Below are 26,282 nucleotides of genomic sequence, written 5' to 3' on the forward strand. Positions count from 1 at the left end.
ACTTCGGGTTAACGGGTTAGAGCGATTCTGGCGCTAGTTTGAATTCACATTTTCGACGCGCCCCGAGCGCGGTGCGTGAGGTACCGCAGCCGGGCCCGTCTCCTGGGTTTGGGAGGGACGGGATGGCCAAAACCGTCCTGATCGTGGAGGACAATGAGCTCAACATGAAGCTCTTTCGCGATCTGTTGGAAGCGCACGGCTATCAGACTTCGGGCACCAGCAATGGCTTCGAAGCGCTCGATCTTGTCCGCAAGCTGCGCCCCGACCTCATCCTGATGGACATCCAGCTACCCCAGGTTTCCGGCCTGGAGGTCACGCGCTGGATCAAGGACGATCCCGATCTGCGCGCAATTCCGGTGGTCGCGGTCACCGCCTTCGCCATGAAGGGCGACGAAGAACGCATCCGCGAGGGCGGCTGCGAAGCCTATTTGTCCAAGCCGATCTCGGTCGGCAAATTTATTGAGACTGTCCGACGCTTTATCGGATAGGGGAGTTGTGGTGCAATGTCCGCGCGTATCCTCGTGGTCGATGACGTTCCGGCGAACGTCAAGTTGTTGGAAGCCCGTCTGTCAGCCGAATATTTCGATGTGTTGACTGCCTCCAACGGGACCGAGGCACTGGAAATCTGCGCACGCGCCGAATGCGACATCATCCTGCTCGACGTCATGATGCCCGACATGGACGGCTTCGAGGTCTGCCGCCGGCTGAAGTCGAATCCGGCGACCCATTTCATTCCGGTCGTCATCGTCACTGCGCTCGACAGCCCGGCCGATCGCGTGCGCGGCCTTGAAGCCGGCGCCGATGACTTCCTGACCAAGCCGGTGTCCGACGTCGTGCTGATCGCGCGCGTGCGCTCGCTGACGCGGCTGAAGATGATGACCGATGAGCTGCGCATGCGCGCCATCACCTCGCTCGAGATCGGCATGCAGGCGCCCGAGCGCAGCGCGATCGCCGACAAGGGAACCGGCGGCCGCATTCTTCTGGTCGACGACCGGCCGTCGTCCTACGAGAAGCTGGCGCCGATCCTCTCGGCCGAGCATACCGTCGACGTCGAGATCAATCCGTCGGAAGCCTTGTTCCACGCCGCCGAGGGCAATTACGACTTGCTGATCGTGTCGCTCAGCCTCGACAATTACGACGGCCTGCGGCTGTGCAGCCAGGCCCGCTCGCTGGAGCGCACGCGCCAGGTCCCGATCCTCGCCATCTCGGATGCCGACAACAACACGCGGCTGATGCGCGGGCTCGAGATCGGCGTCAACGACTATCTGCTGCGTCCGGTCGACAAGAACGAACTGCTGGCACGCGCGCGCACCCAGATCCGCCGCCGCCGCTACACCGATCATCTGCGCGACAATGTCCAGAACTCGATCGAGATGGCGATCACGGATGCGCTGACCGGTCTCAACAACCGGCGCTACATGGAGAGCCACCTCGCGACGCTGGCGGAGCAGGCCTCGATCCGCGGCAAGCCGCTGGCGCTGATGATCCTCGACATCGACTACTTCAAGGCGATCAACGACACCTATGGCCACGATGCCGGCGACGACGTGCTGCGCGAATTCGCGGTCCGTATCCGCAAGTCGATCCGCGGCATTGATCTCGCCTGCCGCTATGGCGGCGAGGAGTTCGTCATCGTGATGCCCGAGACCGACCTGCACGTCGCCGGCATGGTCGCCGAGCGGCTGCGCCGCTCGATCGCGGGCGAGCCCTTCACCGTCGACAAGGGCGGCAAGCGGATCACAGTCACGATCTCGATCGGTCTCACCACGCTGGAGCGCAAGGGCGAGCAGGTCACCGATGTGCTCAAGCGCGCCGACACCGCGCTCTATCGCGCCAAGCACGACGGCCGTAACCGCGTGGTGTCTGCGGCAGCGTAGCGCGATCTCGTAGCCCGGATGCAGCGAAGCGCAATCCGGGGTATCGCGCCGCTTGCACCAGCTTCCCGGATTTCGCTGCGCTCCATCCGGGCTACGAAGTGCCCTTAGCGGCCGCGCTTCACCGCGTCATAGGCCATCCGCTTGAACTCGAACGAGAACGGATGGACGAACGCCATCTGGCGCTGCGCCATCATCACGCCGGCGATGCCCGTTTTGGGCGAAATCCACCACTGCGTGCCTGCGACGCCGCCCCAATAGAGCTCGCCGGCGGCGTCGGGATGATCGATCGGGGAGGGGTTGAGGATCAGTCCGCCGGTAAGACCATAGGTCTTGCCGGGTTGCTCGCCCATCATCGCGAAGCGGATCCATTGGCCCGGTGTGAGCTGGTTGGTCATCGCCTGCGCGATCGTCTCCGGCTTCAGCAGCGTCGGTCCGCCGGGCAGCAGGCTGCGGATCAGCGCGACCATGTCATGCAGCGTCGAGACGAGGCCGCCACCGCCATTGAAGCGCGGCACCGGGCGCAGATAGGCGCCAGGATAGGGCGCGTTGTCGGTGCGCGTCAGCCCGGGCTTCATCGGGTCCATCAGATCGGCGCCGGCGTAATAGGCGACGAGCCGGTTGTGATCCTTCTCCGGAACATGGAAGCCGGTGTCGACCATGCCGAGCGGATCGAGGATGCGGGCCTTGATGAACTTGTCGAACGGCTGGCCGCTCACCACCTCGACCAGCCGTGCGACCACGTCGATGGCAACGGAATATTCCCATGACGAGCCGGGATGGAACACCAGCGGCAGATCGGACAGACCGTCGACCATGTCAGCGAGCGTCGTCATCGGATTGAGGATCTTGCGCTCGTTGTAGGCCTTGAAAATCGGTGTGCCCGGATCGAACAGGCCGTAGCTGAGGCCGGCTGAGTGGCTCAGCAGATGGCGAATGGTGATCGACCGCTGCGCCGGCTCGGTGTCGTCGACCGACGTCGCGCCCGGCCGCAGCACCTTGCGGTTTCTGAGTTGCGGGATGAAGGTCTCGATCGGATCGTCGAGCCGGAAGCGGCCTTCCTCGACTAGCAGCAGCACCGCGCAGGAGGTGATCAGCTTGGTGTTGGAGAAGACGCGGAAGATGTGATCGGTGCGCAGCGGAATCTGCGCTTCCTTGTCGGCCCATCCGACGCAGCCCGTGTCAGCGATGTCGCGCCCGACCAGAACCGTCCAGGAGATGCCGGACAGGAGATCGTTGTCGATGTAGCGCTGCATGGCCGCGCGCGCCGGCGCGAAATCATAGCCGGTGGCCGTCACCTTCAGATCTTCCATGGTCGTTTCCCCTGTTGTGCCGCAAGTCTTCTAAGTAGCAGGTCTTCGCGCGGTCGCTGCCAATCTCGCCGGACGGAATATCCAGCCGGGAATGCCGTGGCCTGCGGTCGGTGTTAACAACCAAACCTGACTTCCGCACGCAACCGGATTTATCCGGCGCGTTTCTTGCCGGCGGGGGCGGGGCTGCCGACCTTGACGCCTGCATTTGCCAGCAACACGCGCGCGGCTTCCTTGGCCGCGCGCGCCATCGCCGGATCGTCGCGCACCAGATCCTGCGCGATCGAGCCATCGACCAGCAGCGTGAGCTGGGTCGCAAGTCCCTCGGCATCGGCGACGCCGAGCCGCCGCAGCAGATCGCGAAACCAGAGCCGGCGGCTTTCCTTGAAGGCGATTGCGATGTTCCTGAAGGTGCGATCCTCGTCCTCCGGCCCGAGCTCGGCCACCGCGTTCACGAACGGGCAGCCGCGAAAGTCCTTCGCCGAGAAGCGCCGCTCCAGCGAATCGAAGGTTGCGAGAATCTGCTCGGCCGGCGGCTTGTCGGAGGGACGCGGCTGCACGAAGCGGCGTTGCAGATAGGCTTCTATCAGCGCGTCCTTCGACGGGAAGTGGTTGTAGAGCGTGCGCTTGCTGATGCCGATCTCGGCCGCGATGGTGTCGACGCCGATGGCGCGAATGCCCTGCAGGTAGAAGAGCTTGTCGGCGGTCTCGAGGATCCGCTCCTTCATGGTCTGTTTGGGAGGCGGGGAAGCCATGCGCCAGCCGTGATCCTCTTCGCTTGACAGTCAGCCCCCTGTATAGCCTAAGTACACAGGTCTGTGTAACCAAAACATGCATGAATCGCAGGCCATGGCACGCGTGCCGTGCCGTTATGGGAGAACAAGAACAATGCCCCTGTTGCAGGTCCTGCGTCCCACCCTTCCCATCCTGATCGGCGCCTCCATCATGCTCACGCTGAGCATGGGGCTGCGGCAGAGCCTCGGCATCTTCATGCAGCCGCTGACGCACGACATCGGCATCTCGATATCCCACTTCACGCTGGCGCTCGCGGTGCAGAACCTCGCCTGGGGTTTTCTGCAGCCGGTCGCCGGCGCGATGACGGTGCGTTACGGCTTCCGCCCGATCATGCTGGTCGGCGCGCTGGCCTACATCGCGGGCCTCGTGCTGATGACGACGGCGCATGGGCTCGTTGCCATCATGATCGGCGCCGGTGTCCTGATCGGCCTTTCGCTCGCCTGCACCGCGAATGCGATCGCAATGTCGGTCTCGGCGCGCGCGGTGCCGGAGACGGTACGCTCGACAGTGCTCGGCATGGTCTCCGCCGCGGGCTCGCTCGGCGCGCTGCTGTCGGCGCCGATCGGCCAGATGCTCAATGAGGGTTTCGGTTGGCGCGTCGGACTTGCCGGCTTTGTCATTCTCTCGATCTTCATGATCCCGGCGGCGTTGTACGCCGGGCGCGTCGACAAGATTCCGCTGCCGAAGCCTGCTGGCGACGACATCGGCAACGCCACCGCGGCGACGGCGGCGAAGACCGCGTTCGGCAACGCACCCTTCGTGGTGATGACCTGCGCCTACATGGTCTGCGGCATGCAGCTCGTCTTCCTCACCACGCATCTGCCGTCGTATCTCGCGATCTGCGGGCTCGATCCGATGCTGAGCGCGCAGACGCTCGGCATGATCGGCGGCTTCAATGTGCTCGGCTCGCTGTTCTTCGGCTGGGCCGGCCAGCGCTGGAACAAGCTGGCGCTGCTCGGCGCGATCTATATTCTGCGCTCGCTGGCGCTTGCCTGGTACTTCATGCTGCCGGCAACGCCGGGCTCGACGCTGCTGTTCGGCGCCATCATGGGCTTCCTCTGGATGGGCGTCGGTCCGCTGGTCGCGGGCGCGGTGGCCGAGATGTTCGGCTTGCGCTGGCAGGCGATGATCCAGGGCCTCGCCTTCATGAGCCACCAGGTCGGCAGCTTCCTCGGCGCTTACGGAGGAGGGCTGATCTACGACTCGCTCGGCTCCTACACCATGGCCTGGCGCATCGGCGTCGCGCTGGGCCTTGCCGGCGGCATCATCCAGCTCGCCTTCGCGCTGATCCGGCCGGCGCAGCCGCCGCTGCTGAAGGCCGCTTAGCAGAATCCCTGCGAAGCTGGCGGCTGCTCCTTGCGAGGGCAGTCGCCAGATGCTGCCTAGTTTTTGACCGGCCACTTGCCGCAAGAGCGTGCAATGGAGCGCGATGCTGTTCCGGTCGCGGATCGAAGCGATAGCGTTTTCAAAGTGTTACGCGGCGCGCAGTGGTGGCACGAATCTTGTTTCAATTTGGCTAGAAATCGTGCCGGAAACCCTCGCTGAGGGTTCCGGCCTGGGGACTTTGGGAAGGGCTGGCCGCGATGGGGCTAGTCGCCGTCATTCTCCAGCCATCCGCGCACCACGGCCTTTGCCGCGCCGCCGAGCAGGAGGCCCTTGTGCCCTGCGTCGGGCCTGATGCCGCTGCGACTTCGCTGCATCCGGCCACCCGCACCGCGGCACTTCGAGACATCCCGATAGCCGGACGCGCGCTGTCCTTCGGCGCTCACGCTGCGAACGCGCTGCGCCCATTCCGAACGCCAGCATTTCTCTTGTGATGGGAGGTCGATATGGAGTCTGCGACACATACGCGCCAGAAGCTCGTGAGAATCGTGGTTGCCTTGTTGGGCGTGGCGTTCCTTTGCCTGCTGTTCAGCGAGCTCGCGCTGGCCGAGGATGCGGCGGCGCCGCCGGCCTGTGGCGGCAAGATTCTCGAGAAGTGCACGCCGAATTCCGGCGACACCGCCTGGATGCTCACGTCAGTCGCGCTCGTCCTGATGATGACGATCCCGGGGCTCGGACTGTTCTATGGCGGCATGGTGCGCAAGAAGAATGTCGGCGACACCGTGATGACCAGTTTCGCGGTCACCTGCCTGGTCACGATCCTGTTTGCCGTCCTCACCTACAGCCTGGCGTTTCGTGCCGGCACGCCGTTCATCGGCGGCCTCGATCGCCTGTTCCTCGAGGACATCCTGAGCGACATCGGCAAGGGGGGCATCGGCAATCCCAATCCACTCGCCGCGACGATCCCCGAGTCCGTTTACATCTGCTTCCAGATGACGTTCGCCATCATCACGCCGGCGCTGATCGCCGGCGCTTTTGCCGAGCGGATGAAGTTCTCCGCGATGCTCTGGTTCATCGGGCTGTGGGCGATCTTCGTCTATGCGCCGATCGCGCACTGGGTCTGGGGCCCTGACGGAATCTTCTCGGCGGGTAACGACGCTGCGTATGTCAAGGTTCTCGATTTCGCCGGCGGCACCGTTGTGCACATCAATGCCGGCGTAGCCGGCCTGATGTGCGCGATCATGCTCGGAAAGCGTAGCGAGACCGGACCGGCGCACAACATGGTGCTGACCTTCATCGGCGCCTCGCTGCTGTGGGTCGGCTGGTTCGGCTTCAATGCCGGCTCCGCCGTCACGGCCGGAATGCAGGCGGGTATGGCCATGCTGGTGACCCAGATCGCAACGGCTGTGGCAGGCTTCACCTGGATGCTGGTGGAATGGGCGTTGAAGGGCAAGCCGACCGTGGTCGGCATCTGCTCGGGTGCCGTGGCGGGCCTCGTCGCGATCACGCCGGCCTCCGGCTTCGTCGGGCCGGTCGGCGCTTTCGCGATCGGCATCGCCGCCGGCGTCTGCTGCTACTGGGGATGCACCGGCTTGAAGCGCATGTTCAGCTACGATGATGCGCTGGACTGCTTCGGTGTCCATGCCCTTGGCGGCATCGTCGGGGCGCTGCTGACCGGGGTGTTCGCGGTCGAGCAGTATGGCGGAACGGCAGGTGTTCTGGAAGGAAATCCCGGGCAGTTCCTCAATCAATGCATCGGCGTTGCGACGGTTTTCGTGTATGATGCCGTGGTGAGCCTGATCATCCTGTTCGTGATCAATCTCTTCGTCGGGCTTCGCGTGACGCGGGACATCGAGCGCGAAGGGTTGGATTTGGCACTGCACGGCGAGGTCGTGCAGTAGACTTTGGCGGCATTCCGCGCAGCTGGCGATCTTCGCCCGCTGGCGCGGATCTAAGCTGTTCGAGGTGATCCGATGAACTGGTTCTATTGGAACACAGCGTGGTCGCTGTTCTTCAGCCTCATTTGGTTCATGACGATCACACACAATCCGGATGCAGAGATCGCAGACGCGCATCTGCGTGACGAGGCGTTCAAGGGTTAGCTCCGGTAGTAACGCCACATCCTGAGGAACGTCCGGTGGATCTCGTCGGGCGTCCGGTCGAATGGCTCCAGATTGACGCGGACTACGCCACGATGGTCCATGCGCCACGGCAGGCGCATCAACAGCCGGTAGGCCGGCCGCTTGCGCCAATCGGCCACCAGCGCGCTGCCGAGCGGTCCGTTAAGCGCGATCTGCAACTCGTGAACCGTCATCGCGCGCTCGGCGATCTCGACGAGGTCGATGCGCGTGATGGCGCGCCAGCGGATCAGCCCGAAGGCCTGGATGAAGATGCCGTACTGGTTGGCCCCGATCGTCGGACGACCAGCCTCCAGCAGGGGGATGTTGTAATAGGTGAAGCCGCCCGCTGCCGCTGCCGGCGCCAGCCAATAGATCGCGCCCGTGATCCAGGTCGCGGTCAGGAAGATCGCGGCGAGGGCTGCCGTGACATAGACCGGAAAGTAGATGTCCTCGCGGCCGTAAGCGACCGAGTAACCGCCGACGTTTCCCTCGTCCAAGGTTGCGATCATCTGAGCCCTGCGCCCGGGACTGCTCCGGGAATCATGAGGGATGACGCAAGCCTAGAAAGCAAAAACGGGGCCGCGAGGGCCCCGTTTGAAACGTCGGAAGCAGCCGATCTTACTTGATCTTGGCTTCCTTGAACTCGACGTGCTTGCGCGCGACCGGGTCGTACTTCTTCTTGACCAGCTTGTCGGTCATGGTGCGCGAATTCTTCTTGGCAACGTAATAGAAGCCGGTGTCGGCCGTCGACACGAGCTTGACCTTGATGGTGACCGCCTTGGCCATGTGCAAAACCTCGAAAATCGGGGGAATTCGGGAGCCGGCCAAATCGGCCCGCGTTTGGCCCGGAAACTAGCCAGAAACAGCCCAAAGTCAAGGATTTCTGAGCCAAGATCACCCCGATTCCGGGCCTATTACCCCTCGAAGAACTGATTTTTCGGCCGCGGCAGGCCCAAATTCTCGCGCAGGGTCCGACCTTCGTACTCAGTGCGGAAAATCCCGCGCTTTTGCAGTTCCGGCACCACCTTGTCGACGAACTCGAACAGGCCCTGCGGCAGATAGGGGAACATGATGTTGAAGCCGTCGCTGCCCCGGCCGGTCAGCCATTCCTCCATCTGGTCGGCGATGGTCTGCGGCGTGCCGACGAAGGCGAGCCCGCCATAGCCGCCGACGCGCTGCGCGAGCTGGCGCACGGTGAGCTTGTCGCGCGCCGCGACATCGACGAGGCGCTGCCGGCCGCTTTTGCTTGCATTGGTTTCGGGGATCGGCGGCAACTGTCCGTCGGGATCGAAGCCGGATGCATCGGTGCCGAGGATCACCGACAGCGAGGCGATCGCGCTGTCGTAATGCACGCGGCTGTCGAGCAGCGCGCGCTTCTCTTTTGCTTCCTCGACGCTGTCACCGACCACGACGAAGGCGCCGGGCAGGATCTTCAGATGCTCGGGATCGCGGCCGATCTTCTCCATGCGGCCCTTGATGTCGGCATAGAGCTTCTGTCCGTCGGCCAGGCTGCCGCCGCCGGTGAACACGGCTTCCGCGGTCTCGGCCGCAAGCTGCCTGCCGTCATCGGAAGCACCGGCCTGCACGATGACAGGCCAGCCCTGCACGGGGCGGGCGATGTTCAGCGGACCGCGGACCGAGAGATATTTGCCCTTGTGATTGAGCACATGCATCTTGTCGGGATCGACGAACAGTCCGGACTCGACGTCGCGCACGAACGCGTCATCGGCGAAGGAATCCCACAGGCCGGTGACGACATCGTAGAACTCGCGGGCGCGCCTGTAGCGCTCGGCGTGCTCCATATGGTCGTCGAGCCCGAAATTCAGCGCCGCGTCCGGATTGGACGTGGTGACGATATTCCAGCCGGCGCGGCCGCCGGAGATGTGGTCGAGCGAGGCGAAGCGCCGCGCGACGTGATAGGGCTCGTCGAAAGTGGTCGAGCCGGTCGCGATCAGGCCGATATTCTCGGTGACGGCGGCGAGTGCCGACAGCAGGGTGAATGGCTCGAACGAGGTCACGGTGTGGCTGCGCTTCAGCGCGTTGATCGGCATGTTCAGCACGGCCAGATGGTCGGCCATGAAGAAGGCGTCGAACTTGCCGGCCTCGAGCTTGCGGATCAGCGTCTTGATGTGGTCGAAGTTGAAATTGGCGTCGGGCCAGGCCCCGGGATAGCGCCAGGCACCGGTGTGAATGCTGATCGGCCGCATGAACGCGCCGAGCTTGAGTTGACGCTTCGCCATTGCCCCGTTCCGTCCTTGATGTCGTTAGCGGAACAGATAGGGAGGCGTTTCGCGGCGCGCCATCGGGAAGATTATTTTGTTTTTGGCCGCTCTCTCGACAGTGTCATTCCGGGGCATCGCGCAGCGATGAACCCGGAATCTCGCGCCGCAATCTCGGGATTCCGGGTTCGATGCTGCGCATCGCCTCGGAATGACGAGGATCATACTACACCCCCAGCACGTCCTTCTGCATCTTGCCGCCGTAGAAATGGAAGAACGGCACCGGCGCGTCGTGGCGGAGCGGGCCGGTGGCGAGACGGCGGTCGAGCTCGGCGAGCACGTTCTTGGTCATGGCATGCGCGTCGGCGAGCGGCTCGGAGCCGATCTCGACCCAGACCAGCTCGACCAGCTCGGCATCGGCATGCACCACGCCCTCGACACGATGCGCGATGGTCGACGCGTCGGCAGTGAAGAAGCGCGTGTCGAAGCGGCGGACGCGGCCGGGCGGGGTGATCGCGCGCGCGATCAGGAACAGGCCGGATGGATCGGGCAAGAGACCAGCGTCGGCGAACGGTGCCCAGGGCCCGTCGAGCTTGTGCCGCTTCTCGACCTTGCGGCCGAGGCAGAGCCCGGTCTCTTCGCAGGCCTCGCGGATCGCGGCGTTGGCAAGCGCACGCGCGCGGCCGGGCGTGATCTTCGGGCTGCCCTTCAACAGATTGGCTTCGAGCTCCGGCGTGATCGGCGCTGCGACCGGCACGCGGTTGTCGGCCTTGTCGACGCGGCCGCCGGGGAAAACGAATTTGCCGGGCATGAACACGACCTTGTCGTGACGCTTGCCGACCAGCACCTTCGGCTTGGCGCCGGAGCGATCGATCAGGATCAGCGTCGCCGCATCCTTCGGCCGGAAATACGCATGATGGTCGGCTTCTTTTTCGCCCTGGTGGACGACAGCGGCGGGCGCGGCAGCTTCAGTCATTTCATCCCTTTCATTTCTTCTTGCGGCCCGGTTTAGCTAGACCGGCGGGATGTCGCTAGGGGGATTCTCGTCAAAGCCATGCATGCGCAGGGCCCATTGCAAGCCGATCACGGCTCCCTTCACCGGCTGCAACAGCGCCAGCGATGCGAACAGCGTGAACGGCAGATAGATCGCAAGTTGCAGCCACACCGGCGGCGAATAATTAGTCTCGATCCACAGCGCCATCGGTACCACGATATGGCCGACGATAACGATGACGAGATAGGCAGGCAGATCGTCGGCGCGATGCGGCGTGAAGTCGAGGTCGCAGACCGGGCAATGGCCGTCGCATTTGAGAAACTTGCGGAACAGTCTGCCTTTTCCGCAGCGCGGACAACGGCTGCGGAACCCGCGCTTCATCGCGCTCCACACGTCGCGCTTCTCGGGCTCGGCCGCCTCGCGAGTCCAGACCACCGTCGGCGGTGTCACATCCATGACTTGCCTCGCTTCGATTTGCCGGACTTCTGCTGCGCCGGCTTGCGATCCTTCTTGCGCGATTTCCGCTCCTTGTGCGCCTTCTTGCCTGATCCTTTCGGTCCATTGCCAAATCCGGCGGCACGGCGCTCGGCCGTTACGCTGTCGCGTTTTCTGCCGCGCGGAATTGCCTGACCATCGGATAATAACTCAAACCGCAGCGCGCCCGCTATCGGCGCGGCCTCCACCAGACGCACATCGACGACGTCGCCGAGCCGATACATGGTGTTGCTGCGCGTGCCGATCAGCGCGTGGCGGGTTTCGTCGTAATTGAAATATTCGCTGCCGATGGTGCGGATCGGGATCAGACCGTCGGCGCCGGTGTCGTCGAGCTTCACGAACAGGCCGGATCGCGTCACGCCGGAAATGCGGCCCTGGAACGAGGCGCCGACCTTATCGGCAAGGAAATGCGCGATCAGGCGGTCGGTGGTCTCACGCTCCGCCTTCATCGCGCGGCGCTCGGTGACGGAAATCTGCGCGGCGATCTCGGCGAGCGTCTCCACGGTCTCATCGGTCGGCAACGCGCCTTCGCCAAGCCCGAGCGCGCGGATCAGCGCGCGATGCACGATCAGATCGGCATAGCGGCGGATCGGCGAGGTGAAGTGCGCGTAGCGACGCAGGTTCAAGCCGAAATGGCCGTAGTTCTCGGCGGAGTATTCGGCCTGCGCCTGCGAACGCAGCACCACCTCGTTGACCAGCGGCTCGTAGTCCTCGCCGGCAACCTGCGCCAGCACGCGGTTGAATTGCGTGGGACGCAGCGCGCCCTGCTTGGTGAAGGGCAGGTCGAGCGTCTTGAGGAATTCCTGCAGGTTGTGCACCTTCTCCTGGCTTGGCTCGTCGTGCACGCGGTAGATCAGCGGCAGCGCCTTCTTCTCCAGCATCTCGGCCGCGGCGACGTTGGCGAGGATCATGAACTCCTCGATCAGCCGGTGCGCGTCGAGCCGCTGCGGCACGATCACGCGATCGACGGTGCCGTCGGCTTTCAGCAGGATCTTGCGCTCGGGCAGATCGAGATCGAGCGGGTCGCGCTCGTTGCGTGCAAGCTTGACCAGCTCGTAGGCCGACCACAGCGGCTTCAGGATCGGATCGAGGATGGGGCCGGTGGTGTCATCGGGCCTGCCGTCGATCGCAGCCTGTGCCTGCGCGTAATGGAGCTTTGCGGCCGAGCGCATCAGCACGCGGTGGAAGGTATGCGAGCGCTTGCGGCCGTCGGCGCCGATCACCATGCGCACCGCGAGCGCGCCGCGCGGCTCGCCCGGCACCAGCGAACAGAGATCGTTGGAGATGCGCTCGGGCAGCATCGGCACGACGCGATCAGGGAAATACACCGAGTTGCCGCGCTGCAGCGCGTCGCGGTCGAGCGCCGAGCCGGGCCGCACATAGAAGGCGACGTCGGCGATCGCGACATGGACGATGAAGCCGCCCTTGTTGTTCGGATCGGGATCGACTTCCGCATGCACCGCGTCGTCGTGATCCTTGGCATCCGGCGGATCGATGGTGACGAGCGGCACGTCACGCCAGTCCTCGCGGCCCTGCAAGGTTGCGGGCTTGGCGTCTTCAGCTTCGCGCAGCGCAGAAGTGGAGAACACCTGCGGGATATCGTGGGTGTTGATCGCGATCAGGCTGATCGCCTTCTCACTGGCGATCGAACCGAGCCGCTCCTTGACGCGGGCGGAGGCGAGGCCGTAGCCGCGGGTGCGGATCAGGTCGACGCTGATGAGATCGCCGTCTTCGGCGCCGCCGCTGTCGGCCTTGGCGATGTTGAGCTCGCGGCCGGCCTGCTTCTTGTCGACCGGGATCAGGCGCCCGCCGCCATCGGGATTGCGACGGAAGATGCCGAGGATCCGGGTGCGCCCGTGATCGATCACCTTGATGACGCGGCCGCGATAGGGTGTGCCGTCTTGCTCGTCCGTGACTTCGACGCGCAGCAGCGCGCGGTCGCCGACGCCGGCGGTGGTGCCGGGCTTCGGCGGCCGCGGCGTCTCGATACGGATTTTCGGGGCGGTGCCGTTCTCGTCCGAGTCCCACTCGGCGGGCGTGGCGATCAGCTCGCCGTCGCTGTCGCGGCCGGTGATGTCGGCGAGCAGGGTCGGCGGCAGCGCCGCCGGCTCGTGGATCTTGCGGCCGCGCTTGGCAATCGTGCCATCGTCGGCGAGCTCGCGGAGGATCCGCTTCAGCTCGACGCGGTCGGCGTTCTTCAGGCCGAACTCGCGCGCGATCTCGCGGGTGCCGACCTTGCCTGGATTGGCGCGGATGAAGGCGACGATGGCATCCCGGCCCGGAAAGCCATGGTCGGGTTTTCGTTTCACTTATCCTCGTGCCTTGCCGGCGCTCTTCTTCGCGGGCGCTTTCGCTGGTGCCGATGATTTTGCAGGCGACGTCTTGGCACCGGAGGCGACCGGCGCGCGCGCCTTGCTGGTCGCATCCGTCTTCGGCTTCGCCGCGGCTTTTTTCGACGCAGCCTTCTTGGCGGGCTTGGCGTCGGCGTCACCGTCGGCATCTTCAGCCTTTGCTGCCTTGGCCTTCGTGGCCTTGGCGGGCTTTTCCGCCTTCGCCTTCTTGGCCTTCTTGCCGCCGCCCTTGGCCGCGCGCTCGTCGATCAGCGCGATCGCCTCGGCGAGCGTGATCTGGTCGGGCGCGCGGTCGCTCGGGATCGTCGCGTTGACGCCGCCGGCCGCGACATAGGCACCGTAGCGGCCGTTCTTCAGCGCGACCGCGCCGAGCGTCGGGTGATCGCCGAGCGGCTTGCCGGGATCGGCGCCGAAACGGCGGCCGCTCGGGCCCTTCGCGATCTTCTCCGCGATCAGCGTGACGGCGCGGTTCAACCCGATGTCGAAGACCTCGTCGCCGGCCTCGAGGCTGGCATAGGTCTTCTCGTGCTTGACGAACGGCCCGAACCGGCCGAGGCCGGCGGTGATCGGCTGTCCGGTTTCCGGATGCTTCCCGATCTCGCGCGGCAGCGACAACAGCTTCAGCGCCAGTTCGAGATCGACATCGGCGGGCGAGGTGCCCTTCGGAATGCCCGCGCGCTTCGGCTTCTCGCCCTCGGCGTAATCCTTCTGCTCGCCGAGCTGGATGTAGGGGCCGAAGCGGCCGGCCTTCACCGTGACATCGAAGCCAGTGTCGGGATCGGTGCCGAGCACGCGGTCGGCGCTCTCGGCGCTGTCGGCCGCGAGCGGACGGGTGTAGCGGCATTCCGGATAGTTCGAGCAGCCGACGAAGGCGCCGAACTTGCCGGCCTTGAGGTTGAGCCGGCCGGTGCCGCAGGTCGGGCATTGCCTGACGTCGCCGCCATCCGCGCGCGGCGGATAGATGTGCGGGCCGAGCATCTCGTCGAGCGCGTCGAGCACCTCGGCGACCCGGAGGTCCTTGATGTCGTTGACCGCGCCGATGAAGCCGCGCCAGAAGTCCTGCAGCACCTGCTGCCAGGCGATCTCGTTGTTGGAGATGCGGTCGAGCTGCTCCTCGAGATCGGCAGTGAAGTCATATTCGACGTAGCGCGAGAAGAAGTTCTCCAGGAACGCGACCACGACGCGGCCCTTGTCTTCGCCGTGCAGCCGCTTCTTCTCGAGCTTGACATAGCCGCGGTCCTTCAGGACCTGCAGGATCGAGGCGTAGGTCGAGGGGCGGCCGATGCCGAGCTCCTCCATCCGCTTCACCAGCGAGGCTTCCGAGAAGCGCGGCGGCGGCTCGGTGAAATGCTGGGTGACGGCGAGGCTCTGGCGCTTCACCGCCTCGCCCTCGCTCATCGCGGGCAGGCGGCGCGAATCCTCGTCCTCCTCGTCGTCGCGGCTTTCCTGATAGAGCGCGAGGAAGCCGTCGAACTTGATGACCTGGCCGGAGGCGCGCAATTCCAGCACGCGGGAGCCGGCCTTGGCCTCGATGTCGACGGTGGTGCGCTCGAGTTCGGCCGACTCCATCTGGCTCGCAATGGTGCGCTTCCAGATCAATTCATAAAGCCGCGCCTGATCGGCATCGAGTCTTCGGCCGATGGTGGCCGGGCGACGCGACAGATCGGTCGGGCGGATCGCTTCGTGGGCTTCCTGCGCGTTCTTGGCCTTGGCCTGGTACTGGCGTGGGGCGTCCGGCACGTAGGCGTTGCCATAGTCCTCGCCGATCACCTTGCGCGCCTGCGTGATCGCTTCGGGGGCGATCTGCACGCCGTCGGTTCGCATATAGGTGATGAGGCCGGTGGTCTCGCCGCCGATGTCGATGCCCTCATAGAGCCGCTGCGCGATGCGCATGGTGTGTGCCGGCGCGAAGCCGAGCTTGCGGCTCGCTTCCTGCTGCAGGGTCGAGGTGGTGAAGGGTGCCTGCGGATTGCGCCGCGCCGGCTTGGCCTCGACGGTCGCGACCTTGAACAGCGCGGCCTCGATCGCCTTCTTGAAATCCTCGGCTTCCGCGCCGGAGCCGATGTCGAGCCGTGCGATCTTCTTGCCGTCGGCGCCGACCAGCCGCGCCTCGAAAGCGTCGCCGCGCGGCGTCAGCAGCGTCGCGACCAGCGACCAGTACTCCTTAGGCACGAACTTCTCGATCTCGAGCTCGCGGTCGCAGACCAGCCGCAGCGCGACCGACTGCACACGGCCGGCGGAGCGGGCGCCGGGTAGCTTGCGCCACAGCACCGGGGAGAGGGTGAAGCCGACCAGATAGTCCAGCGCACGACGCGCCATATAGGCGTCGACCAGCGCGCCATCGATCTGGCGCGGCGCCTTCATCGCCTCGGAGACGGCCTGCTTGGTGATGGCGTTGAACACCACGCGCTCGACCTTCTGGTCCTTCAGCGCGCGCTTCTCCTTCATCACCTCCAGCACGTGCCAGGAGATCGCCTCGCCCTCGCGATCAGGGTCGGTTGCGAGGATCAGACGGTCGGCCCCCTTGAGCGCCTTGGCGATATCGTTGAGCCGGCTCGCGGCCTTGGCATCGACCTCCCAGATCATCTGGAAATTGGCGTCGGGATCGACGGAACCATTCTTGGCCGGGAGGTCGCGAACATGGCCGAACGACGCCAGGACCTCATAGGAGGACCCCAGATATTTGTTGATCGTCTTGGCCTTGGCCGGCGACTCCACAATGACGATATTCATGTCATTCCAATAGCTTACGGGAAAACTTGAAGACGGATTCCGCTAGACTCGCGGCCCGCCGTGTCGGGGCGAACATGGGTGCTGGGGCGGTCCCTGTCAAATCGCCAGATATTGAAGGGAGGCGCCAAGCTGTGGAGTTTCTATCCCAGGGGTTGCAAAATGCGTCCTAGAGTTGCGGCCGGAAAGGGCGTATCTCTTTATATATATAGGGTAGGAATCGGATTAGGCCTTTTGAGCAGCACAGGGGGCGGCCGGAAGCGCAAGGCGTCCGGCGGCGGCGACCGGCGGGCGACGAGACGACTGGGGAGGGCGGCCCGAACGACGCCCTGGTCCTGATCGCAGCGGCGGCGACCGAACTCGCCAAACTCGCCCAGCGCCACAAATTCGAAGTCCTCGAGCGCCTATTCGCGATGGCCCGTCTGGAGGCCGACGAGCAGTTGCGCTCGCGCAGCCGGAGGAAGCTGTCGTGAGGGGCGTTACGGGAAGCAGGGCGCCTATGAGCGGAGCTCTCTCCATTCGTCGTCCTGGCGAAAGCCAGAACCCATAACCACCATGAACGAGATTGTGGCCCCAACGTCGCGCATCAATTGAGATTTGGGGTAATGGGTCCTGGCTTTCGCCCATAGGCGCTAAGATAGTTTGATCATAGTCTGATAGTGGCGCTTATGTCTGGGTGGCTCGCGTAGATGTCGCCGGAGAGCGTGACTGGCTCTGCAGAGTAGAGCGATTGCGGGCTGTGGAATGATCGCTTGCCGTAGCGAAGCTACGAGCTGGCGCAGCAGACGCCACGTCACTGGGTGGGTCAGGCGGCGTCGGCCAAGCGGGGAGAGTCTTCGAGTTCGTCGACGAGCGGCTCGAGCAATAGAATGATCAGCAGATGAGCGAGGATATGGGGTCTGGCGGACCGCTCGTCGGTTCCGGGAGGTCCCTTCAGGCCAATCAGGCTTTTCAGCCGCTTGAAGCCGAGCTCAATGCGCCATCGCAGCCGATAGAGGGCGAGGATATCTGCAGTCGTGAAGTCCTCTGGCCTGAGTGAGGTCACCAGGATCACCCAATCTGCGGCGTCAAGTGTTTGCCTGGAGAGCTGATGACCTCCCTTTTGTGCAGTCCGGCGCGCCTTGCGTCGCGCAGCCGCAGCAGCTTGCGCCGGCTTCTTCGCGGCAACCAGACGCACTGCGAGCGGCGGCGCACCTGACTTGCGCTTTATCCAAATCGGCCGATCGATCAGGCCACGCGCCGAGGCGTTGCGCAGTTCGGCAGTGAGGTCAACAAGATTACCTTCGGCATCGAGCCAGCGCGCGCTCTTCCAGCCGGCCCGGATCACGAAGTCCGCATCGGCATCGACGAGATGCGCCATGCGCTCCGGTTGCAGATAGGCGCGATCGGCAAGACGGATCTCACCGGCAACCGCCGGTATCCGATCCAGCGTCTCGCCCGCTCGCTGATCGGTCAGTTCGAAGTGACCAAAGCGCTCCTGCGGAAGATCGAACGCGCTATGGATACGCCACACTGCGTTCTTGTTCCTGCCGCTCGTCCCAGCCTTGGGGACCGTCGTGGCGTCAACAATACGGATCAGACGACCGCGGCTCGCCTTCGGCGCCGCGGCGGCAAGCGCCTGCTCGACCAAGATTGCCAGCCAATCTCCGCACTGACGTAAGCGATACAACAGAGCCACGTTGGAGATATCGACAAGCCCAACCGACGTGGCCCATGCCGCCGTCAACCGCAGCCCTTTCTCACCAAGGCAATAAGCCAAGATCAGGCGCAGCAAGTCGACCGCATTGCTGATCTCCCGCGGACGGACAAACGCCTTCGTCTTGCGCGCGCTAATGTTCAGAGCCTCGGCTCCGCCAAGTCGGGCGACAACGCGCGCCCAATCTTTGTTCACAAGCGATTCGTGTGCCATTCCATCTTGGAATCACAAGCGAATCCAAGGCGCAAATCCTATTTTAGCGCCTATGGGCTTTCGCCAGGACGACGGTGGGGATGGTTCTCGATTCATGATGTCAAACGGCGCGGTGTCATCACCCGCGAAGGCGAAGGCAGGTGATCCAGTATTCCAGAGACGGCCGTGCTTGAATCGAGGGCCGCGGCGAAACAGAAGGCGTGATTTGCGACGCTTCCTGGAGAAAGGAAGAACGCTAGCTCGCGCCACATCCACCGCCGTCGTCCCGGCGAAGGCCGGGACCCATACGCCGCAGCGGGTGTTGTGAATGGGACTCGTCGTCTCAGCATCGTTCAACAACCAGCATTTGTGGTTATGGGTCCCTGCTTTCGCAGGGACGACACCCAATATGGGTCGTCGTATGTGAGTCATACATCCGCATCCTCGCGACGCGAGGCGTATTCGGATAAAGCGAAATATTTTCGCGGGCGAGGATTGACAAGTTTTTGGTGAGTTGCCCGTCGTGTCGTACCAGCAACACCGATCCTACGCACTGACGAGGCGCCGCGCGCGCTTTGCTGCAGGCCGCGGCTTCAGCGCGGTGTCGGCCGCGCCAAGCACGCGTCCGTCCTGCGAATAGAGCGCGAGCTTCTTCACCGGCTTGCCCTTGTCGCGGTCGACCAGGATGGTCGCGATCTCGTCCGGATGCTCGTCGAATTCCTCGGTCCATTGCCGCAGCGCGACCAGGATCGGAAAGATGCCGTGGCCCTTTGGCGTCAGGACATATTCCTGATAGGCGCTGCCGTCGGAGGCGGGGACCGTCTTCAGGATGCCGCGCTCGACCAGCGCGCGCAGCCGGGTGGCAAGGATGTTCTTGGCAAGCCCGAGGCTCGCCTGGAATTCGCCGAAGCGGCGCCGGCCGAGGCTGGCGTCGCGGATGATCAGGAGCGACCACCAGTCGCCGAACACGTCGAGCGCGCGCGCGACGGGACAGCTGTCGCCGGCAAGGCTGGTTCGTTTCACCGACCGTCTCCAGGGATTTGGGCCATCACGACCTTGTGTGGTTGCAATATTAAACCGTATGCCCTAGCTAAGCAACGAAGTTTAATAATGCAACCAACTGGAGGCGGACATGAGACTGGCGAACAAGACGGCGTTGATCACCGGCGGCAACAGCGGCATCGGGCTCGCGACAGCGAAGCTGTTCGTGGCGGAGGGCGCCAAGGTCGTCATCACCGGGCGCAACAAGGAGACGCTTGCGGCGGCATCCAGGGAGCTCGGGCCGAACGCGCTCGCGGTGGCGGCCGATGCCACCGACGTCGCGGCGCTGGAAGCCGCGGTGAAGCAGGGCGCCGAGAAGTTCGGCAAGTATGACGTGCTGTTCGCCAACGCCGGCATTCCCGGCCAGACGCCGGTGGGCGGCACCACGCTGGCCGCATTCGAGAATGTGATCCGGACCAATCTCACCGGTGTGTTCTTCACGGTGCAGGCGGTCGCGCCGTATCTCAACGACGGCGCATCGATCATTCTCAACGGCTCGGTGATTTCCGTGCTGGGCAATCCCGGCTACTCGGCCTATGCCGCGAGCAAGGCCGGCGTGCGCGCGATGGCGCGGGTGATGGCGTCAGAATTCTCGCCGCGCAACATCCGCGTCAACGTGGTGGCGCCGGGTGCCGTGCGTACGCCGATCTGGGGCGCGGCGATCGCGACGCCCGAGGCCGAGAAGATCTTCGAGCAGCGGATCGGCAAGACCACGCCGCTCGGGCGGATCGGCGAGCCCGATCACATTTCGAAGACCGTGTTGTTTCTCGCGTCGGACGACGCCGCGCATGTGCAGGGGCAGGAGCTGTTCATCGATGGCGGTGCAACGGCATCACCGGCGGGCGCACCGATCTATCGCGGATAGGGCCTTTCCGTTTCGATTAAATCGGAACGGGGCTCTGGTTTTATTCTGACGCGTTTTCTTCACGCGAACCGATATCCACTTCGCTCGAAAACGCTCTGGTTTGTTTCTCATTGTAACGAACGGCCGGTGTGAAGCGTTTCATACCGGCCGGTTTCGCTTGCGACTATCATCGCGCGCATTGAACCTTTGGCGTACTGCCCGGACTCCTGATTGGGCGGGGAATTTTTCACCACGGAATCATTTGGAGTGCCGCCATGCCGAAAGCAGCCCGCATTTCGACGTCGATCCCGGTTTCGCCCGCATCCGAAAGTTCAGATACGACGCAGTTCGTGACGGTCGCGCTGTTCTCCGGCATCGGCCTGTTGATTTCGCTGGTCGCCGTCATCCTCGGCATTCAGGGCGTCTGGTTCTGAGTTCCTCCACCTGAACGGCCTGCCGCCGCCAAGCGACGGCAGGCGCTTTGAATCACATCAGGCTGCGTTCAGGCTACCGGCGGCCTGCAGCGCGCCCGCAACAGCCTTTTCGCGATGCTCTGGGCCGACCTGGATGCCGTCGGCGGGGATGAACTCGACATTCCTGACGCCGATGAAGCCGAACACGCCGCGCAGGTAGGTCTCGAGGTGCTCGAGCGCGGCCATCGGCGTGTCGGCGCCGTAATAGCCGCCGCGCGAGATCGCGATGATGACGCGCTTGTTGCCGGCCAGTCCCTCGACGCCGCCGGCGCCATACTTGAACGTCTTGCCCGCGACCAGGATGCGGTCGATCCAGGCCTTGAGCTGGCTCGGAATCGTGAAATTGTACATGGGCGCGCCGATCACGACGATGTCGGCGGCGAGGAACTCGTCCAGCACCGCCTGGCCGGTCGCGATGTCGTCGCGTACCGACGGGTCCGGCGCCGCGCCCTGGCTGGCGGCGAGGTGCAGGCCGGAGAGGTGGGCGAGCGGCGTCTGGCTGAGGTCGCGGTAGCTGACGACGAGGCCCGGATTGGCCTGGCGCAGCCGCGCGACGGCAGCGGCCGAGACCTGGCGGCTGACGGAGTGGGGGCCGAGGACCGAGGAATCGATGTGCAGAAGTTTCATGGCTGGGGTCACCTTTGGTATAGGTTTGTAACTGGCGCTATATGAGTGACCGCCCTAAATCTCCGCAAGAACGCACATTTTTGAAACCCGAGCACAGAAATGAGACCCGAGAACATCGATGTGACTGCTCCGCCGCCGCGGCCCAGCCCCGACCACAGCGATTGCCGCGCGGTCGCCTCCGTGCTGGCGCGGGTCGGCGACAAATGGAGCGTGTTCGTGATCATGATGCTGATCGACGGGCCGAAGCGCTTCAACGAGTTGAAGCGCATGATCAATGGCATCTCGCAGCGGATGTTGACGCTCACGCTGCGCGGGCTGGAGCGCGACGGCCTGGTGACGCGTACGGTGTTTCCGACCATCCCGCCGCGGGTCGACTATGAGCTGACGGATCTCGGCCGCGGACTGGCGGCACCCGTGAAGGCGCTCGGCCAGTGGGCGTTCGCGCATCTGCCGGAGATCGAAGGCGCACGAAACGACTTCGATGCGCGCAACAGCGATGGTTAAGCACCCAGTTCCATCCGCGTCATTGCGAGCGAAGCGAAGCAATCCATCGCGCCGCGAGCGGGGAGATGGATTGCTTCGTCGCTGTCGCTCCTCGCAATGACGGGGAGGTCGGCGCAAGCCCGTGCTAGATCATCGACACCAGTCCGCCACCGTGGCGTTCGAGCCTGCCGGCGAGCTCGAGCTCGAGCAGCACGGCGCGGACAACGGCCGGCGACACGTCGGCCATCCGGATCAGATCGTCGATGCTGATCGGGCTCGGCCCGAGCAGGTCGATGATGCGGGCGCGATCGCCGCTATCAGTGGCAAAGTCCAGCGGCTCGTCGTCCTCGCGCGCGCCAAGCATCACCGGCCGCTCCATGATCGGCGTCACCGCGCTGATGACGTCGGCGGCTTCGGTGACCAAGGTGGCGCCTTGCTTGATCAGATCGTTGGCGCCGGCGGCGCGCGGATCGATCGGCGAGCCTGGCACCGCGAACACCTCGCGGCCCTGTTCGGCCGCCATCCGCGCAGTGATCAGCGAGCCCGAGCGATGCGCGGCCTCGACGATCACGACGCCGAGCGAGGCGCCCGAGATCAAACGGTTGCGACGGGGAAAGTCGCGCGCCCGCGGCACGTGGCCGAGCGGCATCTCCGAGATCGCCGCGCCGCGCTCGAGGAGGGCGGCCAGCAGATCCTCGTGCTCCGGCGGGTAGATCCTGTCGTGGCCGCCGGCCAGCACGGCGACCGTGCCGCTGGCAACGGTGGCGCGGTGCGCTGCCTGATCGATGCCGCGGGCGAGGCCCGAGATCACGACAAAGCCGGCGTCACCGAGATCGCGCGCAAGGGTGCCTGCAAATTTCAGCCCGGCGCCGGAGGCGTTGCGCGAGCCGACGATCGCGATCATCGGCCGCATCAGGACCTCGCGCGCGCCGCGCACGGCAAGAAGCGGCGGCGCGTCGTCGATGGTGGCAAGCCGCGCCGGATAATGCGCTTCCTCCGGCGCGACGAGATCGATGCCGAATTTGCGGCAGGCCGCGAGCTCGGCGGCGGCGTCGGCCTCGCTGCAGATCCGCCCGGGGCCGGAGGCGCCGCCGCGGCGCGCGAGGTCGGGCAGGCGCTCCAGCGCGTGCGCCGCATCGCCAAAATGGCGGAGCAGCGATGCAAAGGTGCGCGGGCCCGGTATTATGGCGCAAACGCCACAAGCGGGCTAAGCGCCGAATAATACCGTCCATTTGAAAGGAATGGACGATGCGCGGGTTACTAGTCGGCTTCGTTGCCGTCGTGATCTCTTTTCATGAGCCCATTTCGAGAGGGCTCTCTGCCACCATGCATGAGCCGGTACTTCGTTGTGCGATGTCGGCCAAAGACATCGCGGTACCTGATGGCTCCATAGACGTAGACCGTTCCTTCGGCCGTACCCAAGGCGGGGATGGCTGGCGCTGGGACCGGCGGTATCTTGTTTGCGTAGAAAATAACTTCGGAGCCCGGATAAAGGACGGCCGTCGATGTAGGCAGATCGGGCGGCGGCTCCGGGAGTTTGACCCTGAGGGGGTGCCGTTCAATCCACATGTGAATCCACATTTTCACGTCGTGGGCTGGCGTCTGCCCGAAATTCTTGATGTAGACCGCCACTTCGGGCGATCCGGTCTCCACTTGTTTGATGGAGGCGTTATCAACGCCGACATATGCCCTGAGTTGGCGTTCGGCGGTGTCCTGCATAGTTTGGAGGGTGCCGCTGGCGACGGCGGCCTGAAGCTTAGCGGCGTCAGCGGATTCCTTGGCAGCACTCGCGGCCAAAGTGGCGTCTTTCATCCCCTCGCGCATGTAGCCCAATTGCCAGACAAAGAGACCAGCCTGAATGGCGGCTGCGAGGAACAGAAGGCCGGTAACGAGCGCCAGAATCCAAGTCGCCAGTACGAGGCCCCGTTCGTTCGACGCTTTCTCACGGCGTTCCTCTTCCTGCCGTTCGGCTTCGGGTGTGCCCTCTTTGGGGGACATTATCTCTACCGCCAGCGGTACGGCCTTGGTGCCGCGCTGATCGGGGGTGGATGGCTGCTGTTCTGTATGGGCGGCGTCGTGGTTGTGCTCAGCTACTGGCCGTCCACTTGGGGCTGGTGGATATGAGATCGCGTAGATGAAGCTACACACGATCACGCTGGTAAAAATGACAATGAACCCAGCAGCGCGAGCCCAATTGCTCCAACGCCTAAAGCGTGCCCAAAAACGCAACAACTGCGGCCCCCGCCGTATGCTTTTAAAATATCCCCCATACTACCTTTCGGGGTTCTAGGGCCGCAATACACCCAACAGCTAATGCCGCGCCGCAACCTAACGAATTCGTGACCTAACGAAAATGAGAGATTTCTTGACCCGAAGCTAAACCTATCATATTCGTTACCTATCGTATTCGTTAGGTAACGGCTGTGTCCCAACACTTCCTCCTCAGCAAAGCGGCAAAGACCCTGAGCTTAGCTCAGGTGTTCCGCATGACTGATGCGGAAGCCGAAGCGGCCTTAAAGGCCATCCGTTGGGCTTCTACCGCAGGCGCTCCGGTATGCCCGTCCTGCGGCTCGGTAGAGGCTTATGAAGCCCGTCGGCCGAACGGTTCGCTGCGCTTCCGTTGCAAGGGTTGCAAGAAGGACTTCACCATTACTAGTGGCACCCTGTTCGCCAGCCATAAGCTGCCTCTGCGCGGCTATCTGGCGGCCATCGCGGTGTTCTGCAATGAGGTGAAGGGCAAGTCCGCGCTGGCGCTCAGCCGCGACCTGGGCCTGTCCTACAAGTCTGCTTTCGTCCTCCTACACAAGCTGCGCGAGGCAGTGGCGGATGAATTGAAGGGCCGCGTCATCGGCGGCGAAGGCAAAACGGCTGAGGTGGATGGCGGCTATTTTGGCGGTTATGTAAAGCCAGCAAACCAGAAAGAATATCGCCGCGACCGCCGATATGCCCGCAATCAAAACGGGAAACGGAAGGTCGTCGTCGTCGTCCGTGAGCGCGGCGGAAATTCTGTCCCAGCAGTGTTTGGCTCTGAAAGCCAAGCCGCCGCTTTCATCCGTGCCCGCATTGCGAAGGGGACTGTCGTTCATGCCGACGAAGCCGCTTCTTGGGATGGATTACACGAACGTTTTGAAATGAAACGAATCAACCACCAAGAAGCTTACTCCTTCGACGGTGCCTGCACTAATCAGGCTGAGGAGTATTTCAGCCGTTTGCGTCGGGCGGAGATCGGTATCCACCACCATATCGCTGGCGCGTATCTGCTTCGCTACGCGCAGGAATCTTCATGGCGTGAGGACAACCGCCGGGTCTCGAATGGCGATCAGGTGAACCGCATTGCGGCGCTGGCGCTGAAGCGTGGCAAGTCGGCGGATTTTACGGGGTATTGGCAACGCCACGTCTCGAAATAGTTGAGCGATGGTCGGCTTGCAATCTTCTTTAAGTAGGGCCAGTGTTGCTTACGGGGGGAGAAAGTAATGGCAGACCAGTATCTTTTTTTGCTTGCAGAGATAAACCAGACATCGGCGAACGCAGTTATGGGGCATCTAATTGGATTGGTGCCCCAGCCTCCTGACCGTCTTATTGTTGCGATTAATTCGCCCGGTGGGAGCGTCGTTTCTGGCATTGCCCTCTATAATTCCATGCGCTCAATGCCGTACCCAATTATCACGCACAACATTGGCAACGTGGACTCAATCGCGAACGTGATTTATTTGGCGGGAAGTGAGCGCTATAGCTGCCCGGCCTCAACCTTTATGTTTCATGGGGTCGGCTTCAATGGCAACGCCAACGAACGCCTAGAGGAAAATAATCTCAAGGCTAAGCTTGATACCATCCTCGCGGATCACAAGCGGATATCGGCGATAATATCGGACAGAACCGGAGGCAGTTTAAACGTCCGTCAGGGCATGAGCCTGTTTAAGGAGCAGCGGACTCGCGATGCTCAATGGGCCCTCAGCAAGAATATTGCCACAGGCGTGCGAGAGTTCGTGCTGCCCGCTAATGCCAACGTGCAGTTCTTGGCTTGAACGAGAGCCATTAGCAGGAAATGCATCTTCGGGAAGTCCAGCAAAACCAACATCGTGGTACATAAGACCGCCGGATGTCATAGGTATGCTCCCAAGGTTGCGTTGTAGTGGGGACCAAAGCACAGCCAGCAGTAGCGTTCCACTGATTTTCCTTTCCGGAAGGTTAAAAGTGCGGCCTAAACGGCCTTATTTTTGAGGGTCCACCGCGCCGGGCTGACCTCGCCAACCCGCTCCACGGCCTTCCCTTCATGGTTCTTGAGGCTGTGCTGGATGCCTAGCGCGATGCCCTGCACGTCGTCGCCGGTAGCGTCCTCGACGCCGTGGGCGGCTAGAACGGCCTTCGCCAGTTCCGTGGTGGTCATCGGCTCCGTGGCCGTCCTGAGCACGTCCAGCGCCCGCCTGTAGAGCGTGCCGCGCTTGAACCACGGGTTGGGCTTCCGCCGCTTCACCGCGATCCGCCCCAGGTTGTACGTTGGGTCCAGCATCTTGATGACGGCTTCTACGTGCCGCATCTGCTCAGCTAAGGCGTCATGCTGTTGCCTATTGGCGAGTATCTGCCCGCCAAGCTCCATATGGAGCCGTTCAAGGGTGTTGATGGCCGGGCGAGTGTGAGGGTCTTTCGTCGGTCTGCCGCGCATTGCTGCATCCTATCGAATATGATAGCTAACGAATATGAACCGTTTGACCGGA

Annotated in this window: 24 protein-coding genes and 1 pseudogene; 10 read left to right on the top strand and 15 right to left on the bottom strand. The window is 63.6% G+C overall.

The features are described 5' to 3' along the window. Positions 1-122 precede the first annotated feature (122 nt). Positions 123-488: a response regulator gene (locus tag J2R78_RS34025; RefSeq protein ID WP_028336390.1), complete on the top strand. Its 366-nt coding sequence runs from the start codon at positions 123-125 to the stop codon at positions 486-488. Positions 489-503: 15 nt separating this feature from the next. Continuing rightward, entirely contained in the window at positions 504-1,877 is a 1,374-nt protein-coding gene (locus J2R78_RS34030) for a PleD family two-component system response regulator (RefSeq protein WP_028336389.1), read from the top strand. 104 nt (positions 1,878-1,981) lie between these two features. Here J2R78_RS34030 and J2R78_RS34035 read toward each other — a convergent pair whose 3' ends face one another. Together J2R78_RS34035 and J2R78_RS34040 are read right to left on the bottom strand one after the other, a co-directional pair. Continuing rightward, positions 1,982-3,187, bottom strand: a complete 1,206-nt coding sequence (locus J2R78_RS34035) for a serine hydrolase (protein ID WP_253608351.1) — start codon at positions 3,185-3,187, stop codon at positions 1,982-1,984. 149 nt (positions 3,188-3,336) lie between these two features. Beyond that, a complete protein-coding gene (locus J2R78_RS34040; protein WP_057020800.1) occupies positions 3,337-3,939 on the bottom strand; it encodes a TetR/AcrR family transcriptional regulator in 603 nt (200 codons plus the stop codon). Positions 3,940-4,072: 133 nt separating this feature from the next. On the opposite strand from J2R78_RS34040, the gene J2R78_RS34045 reads away from it, so the two are divergent. The 3 genes from J2R78_RS34045 (at position 4,073) to J2R78_RS44850 (ending at position 7,404) form a co-directional block, all read left to right on the top strand. Beyond that, positions 4,073-5,305: an MFS transporter gene (locus J2R78_RS34045; RefSeq protein ID WP_253608352.1), complete on the top strand. Its 1,233-nt coding sequence runs from the start codon at positions 4,073-4,075 to the stop codon at positions 5,303-5,305. Between the two features lie 503 nt (positions 5,306-5,808). After that, positions 5,809-7,203: an ammonium transporter gene (locus J2R78_RS34050; protein ID WP_253608353.1), complete on the top strand. Its 1,395-nt coding sequence runs from the start codon at positions 5,809-5,811 to the stop codon at positions 7,201-7,203. 72 nt (positions 7,204-7,275) lie between these two features. Then, on the top strand, positions 7,276-7,404 hold the full coding sequence (locus J2R78_RS44850) for a hypothetical protein (protein ID WP_256527872.1): 129 nt from the start codon (positions 7,276-7,278) through the stop codon (positions 7,402-7,404). Here the strand turns inward: J2R78_RS44850 and J2R78_RS34055 are convergent. From J2R78_RS34055 to J2R78_RS34095, 9 genes are all read right to left on the bottom strand, one after another. Beyond that, positions 7,401-7,931, bottom strand: coding sequence for a hypothetical protein (locus J2R78_RS34055; protein ID WP_076834482.1), 531 nt, complete (start codon positions 7,929-7,931; stop codon positions 7,401-7,403). The genes J2R78_RS44850 and J2R78_RS34055 overlap by 4 nt on opposite strands. A gap of 109 nt (positions 7,932-8,040) precedes the next feature. Then, complete coding sequence (gene rpmG / locus J2R78_RS34060) at positions 8,041-8,208, bottom strand: 50S ribosomal protein L33 (RefSeq protein WP_018271988.1); 168 nt, start codon at positions 8,206-8,208, stop codon at positions 8,041-8,043. Positions 8,209-8,336: 128 nt separating this feature from the next. Then, on the bottom strand, positions 8,337-9,662 hold the full coding sequence (locus tag J2R78_RS34065; protein ID WP_076834480.1) for an LLM class flavin-dependent oxidoreductase: 1,326 nt from the start codon (positions 9,660-9,662) through the stop codon (positions 8,337-8,339). Between the two features lie 205 nt (positions 9,663-9,867). Further along, positions 9,868-10,617 (bottom strand): NUDIX domain-containing protein, encoded by a 750-nt coding sequence (locus J2R78_RS34070; RefSeq protein WP_253608354.1) that lies wholly within the window; start codon positions 10,615-10,617, stop codon positions 9,868-9,870. A 36-nt stretch (positions 10,618-10,653) separates the two neighbouring features. Then, positions 10,654-11,091, bottom strand: coding sequence for a DUF983 domain-containing protein (locus tag J2R78_RS34075; protein WP_253608355.1), 438 nt, complete (start codon positions 11,089-11,091; stop codon positions 10,654-10,656). Further along, the gene (gene rnr, locus J2R78_RS34080; protein ID WP_253608356.1) at positions 11,082-13,439 is read right to left on the bottom strand and encodes a ribonuclease R; all 2,358 of its coding nucleotides are present in this window, start codon (positions 13,437-13,439) and stop codon (positions 11,082-11,084) included. Before rnr ends, J2R78_RS34075 begins: the two co-directional genes overlap by 10 nt. Beyond that, entirely contained in the window at positions 13,440-16,214 is a 2,775-nt protein-coding gene (topA, locus tag J2R78_RS34085; RefSeq protein ID WP_253608357.1) for a type I DNA topoisomerase, read from the bottom strand. It lies immediately after the preceding gene. Between the two features lie 802 nt (positions 16,215-17,016). Beyond that, a complete protein-coding gene (locus J2R78_RS34090; protein WP_253604643.1) occupies positions 17,017-18,102 on the bottom strand; it encodes an IS4 family transposase in 1,086 nt (361 codons plus the stop codon). Between the two features lie 543 nt (positions 18,103-18,645). After that, the gene (locus J2R78_RS34095) at positions 18,646-19,122 is read right to left on the bottom strand and encodes a winged helix-turn-helix transcriptional regulator (RefSeq protein WP_253608358.1); all 477 of its coding nucleotides are present in this window, start codon (positions 19,120-19,122) and stop codon (positions 18,646-18,648) included. Positions 19,123-19,231: 109 nt separating this feature from the next. Between J2R78_RS34095 and J2R78_RS34100 the strand changes: the two genes are divergently transcribed. After that, on the top strand, positions 19,232-20,005 hold the full coding sequence (locus tag J2R78_RS34100) for an SDR family NAD(P)-dependent oxidoreductase (protein WP_057020793.1): 774 nt from the start codon (positions 19,232-19,234) through the stop codon (positions 20,003-20,005). 254 nt (positions 20,006-20,259) lie between these two features. Next, positions 20,260-20,418 carry a hypothetical protein gene (locus tag J2R78_RS34105; protein WP_092078167.1) on the top strand — a complete coding sequence of 53 codons (159 nt, stop codon included), beginning with the start codon at positions 20,260-20,262 and terminating at the stop codon, positions 20,416-20,418. Positions 20,419-20,475: 57 nt separating this feature from the next. Here the strand turns inward: J2R78_RS34105 and J2R78_RS34110 are convergent, their stop codons facing one another. Next, on the bottom strand, positions 20,476-21,084 hold the full coding sequence (locus tag J2R78_RS34110; protein ID WP_253608359.1) for an FMN-dependent NADH-azoreductase: 609 nt from the start codon (positions 21,082-21,084) through the stop codon (positions 20,476-20,478). Between the two features lie 99 nt (positions 21,085-21,183). Here J2R78_RS34110 and J2R78_RS34115 point away from each other — a divergent pair, with 99 nt between their 5' ends. Beyond that, entirely contained in the window at positions 21,184-21,588 is a 405-nt protein-coding gene (locus J2R78_RS34115) for a helix-turn-helix domain-containing protein (protein ID WP_253608360.1), read from the top strand. A gap of 124 nt (positions 21,589-21,712) precedes the next feature. On the opposite strand, the pseudogene dprA reads toward J2R78_RS34115, so the two are convergent. Together dprA and J2R78_RS34125 are read right to left on the bottom strand one after the other, a co-directional pair. Continuing rightward, positions 21,713-22,744 (bottom strand): annotated as a pseudogene (gene dprA, locus J2R78_RS34120) (DNA-processing protein DprA); the annotation flags it as partial. 83 nt (positions 22,745-22,827) lie between these two features. After that, a complete protein-coding gene (locus J2R78_RS34125) occupies positions 22,828-23,565 on the bottom strand; it encodes a hypothetical protein (protein ID WP_253608361.1) in 738 nt (245 codons plus the stop codon). 425 nt (positions 23,566-23,990) lie between these two features. Here J2R78_RS34125 and J2R78_RS34130 point away from each other — a divergent pair, with 425 nt between their 5' ends. Beyond that, positions 23,991-24,974, top strand: a complete 984-nt coding sequence (locus tag J2R78_RS34130; protein WP_375167081.1) for an IS1595 family transposase — start codon at positions 23,991-23,993, stop codon at positions 24,972-24,974. Positions 24,975-25,040: 66 nt separating this feature from the next. Then, positions 25,041-25,592, top strand: coding sequence for an ATP-dependent Clp protease proteolytic subunit (locus J2R78_RS34135; protein WP_253608363.1), 552 nt, complete (start codon positions 25,041-25,043; stop codon positions 25,590-25,592). A 176-nt stretch (positions 25,593-25,768) separates the two neighbouring features. Here the strand turns inward: J2R78_RS34135 and J2R78_RS34140 are convergent, their stop codons facing one another. Next, entirely contained in the window at positions 25,769-26,230 is a 462-nt protein-coding gene (locus J2R78_RS34140) for a hypothetical protein (RefSeq protein ID WP_253608364.1), read from the bottom strand. Positions 26,231-26,282 lie beyond the last annotated feature (52 nt).

It is taken from the genome of Bradyrhizobium sp. USDA 4538 (assembly GCF_024171045.1).
Taxonomy (GTDB): Bacteria; Pseudomonadota; Alphaproteobacteria; order Rhizobiales; family Xanthobacteraceae; genus Bradyrhizobium; species Bradyrhizobium australafricanum.

Excerpts from the sequence above, each read along its gene's own strand:
- J2R78_RS34140 (WP_253608364.1), bottom strand. The coding sequence starts at position 26,230 with ATGCGCGGCAGACCGACGAAAGACCCTCACACTCGCCCGGCCATCAAC.
- J2R78_RS34075 (WP_253608355.1), bottom strand. The coding sequence starts at position 11,091 with ATGGATGTGACACCGCCGACGGTGGTCTGGACTCGCGAGGCGGCCGAG.
- J2R78_RS34125 (WP_253608361.1), bottom strand. The coding sequence starts at position 23,565 with ATGTCCCCCAAAGAGGGCACACCCGAAGCCGAACGGCAGGAAGAGGAA.
- J2R78_RS34070 (WP_253608354.1), bottom strand. The coding sequence starts at position 10,617 with ATGACTGAAGCTGCCGCGCCCGCCGCTGTCGTCCACCAGGGCGAAAAA.
- J2R78_RS34055 (WP_076834482.1), bottom strand. The coding sequence starts at position 7,931 with ATGATCGCAACCTTGGACGAGGGAAACGTCGGCGGTTACTCGGTCGCT.
- J2R78_RS34035 (WP_253608351.1), bottom strand. The coding sequence starts at position 3,187 with ATGGAAGATCTGAAGGTGACGGCCACCGGCTATGATTTCGCGCCGGCG.
- J2R78_RS34030 (WP_028336389.1), top strand. The coding sequence starts at position 504 with ATGTCCGCGCGTATCCTCGTGGTCGATGACGTTCCGGCGAACGTCAAG.
- J2R78_RS34100 (WP_057020793.1), top strand. The coding sequence starts at position 19,232 with ATGAGACTGGCGAACAAGACGGCGTTGATCACCGGCGGCAACAGCGGC.
- J2R78_RS34025 (WP_028336390.1), top strand. The coding sequence starts at position 123 with ATGGCCAAAACCGTCCTGATCGTGGAGGACAATGAGCTCAACATGAAG.
- J2R78_RS34105 (WP_092078167.1), top strand. The coding sequence starts at position 20,260 with ATGCCGAAAGCAGCCCGCATTTCGACGTCGATCCCGGTTTCGCCCGCA.
- J2R78_RS44850 (WP_256527872.1), top strand. The coding sequence starts at position 7,276 with ATGAACTGGTTCTATTGGAACACAGCGTGGTCGCTGTTCTTCAGCCTC.
- J2R78_RS34050 (WP_253608353.1), top strand. The coding sequence starts at position 5,809 with ATGGAGTCTGCGACACATACGCGCCAGAAGCTCGTGAGAATCGTGGTT.
- J2R78_RS34110 (WP_253608359.1), bottom strand. The coding sequence starts at position 21,084 with ATGAAACTTCTGCACATCGATTCCTCGGTCCTCGGCCCCCACTCCGTC.
- J2R78_RS34045 (WP_253608352.1), top strand. The coding sequence starts at position 4,073 with ATGCCCCTGTTGCAGGTCCTGCGTCCCACCCTTCCCATCCTGATCGGC.
- J2R78_RS34040 (WP_057020800.1), bottom strand. The coding sequence starts at position 3,939 with ATGGCTTCCCCGCCTCCCAAACAGACCATGAAGGAGCGGATCCTCGAG.
- J2R78_RS34065 (WP_076834480.1), bottom strand. The coding sequence starts at position 9,662 with ATGGCGAAGCGTCAACTCAAGCTCGGCGCGTTCATGCGGCCGATCAGC.
- rpmG (WP_018271988.1), bottom strand. The coding sequence starts at position 8,208 with ATGGCCAAGGCGGTCACCATCAAGGTCAAGCTCGTGTCGACGGCCGAC.
- topA (WP_253608357.1), bottom strand. The coding sequence starts at position 16,214 with ATGAATATCGTCATTGTGGAGTCGCCGGCCAAGGCCAAGACGATCAAC.
- J2R78_RS34135 (WP_253608363.1), top strand. The coding sequence starts at position 25,041 with ATGGCAGACCAGTATCTTTTTTTGCTTGCAGAGATAAACCAGACATCG.
- J2R78_RS34115 (WP_253608360.1), top strand. The coding sequence starts at position 21,184 with ATGAGACCCGAGAACATCGATGTGACTGCTCCGCCGCCGCGGCCCAGC.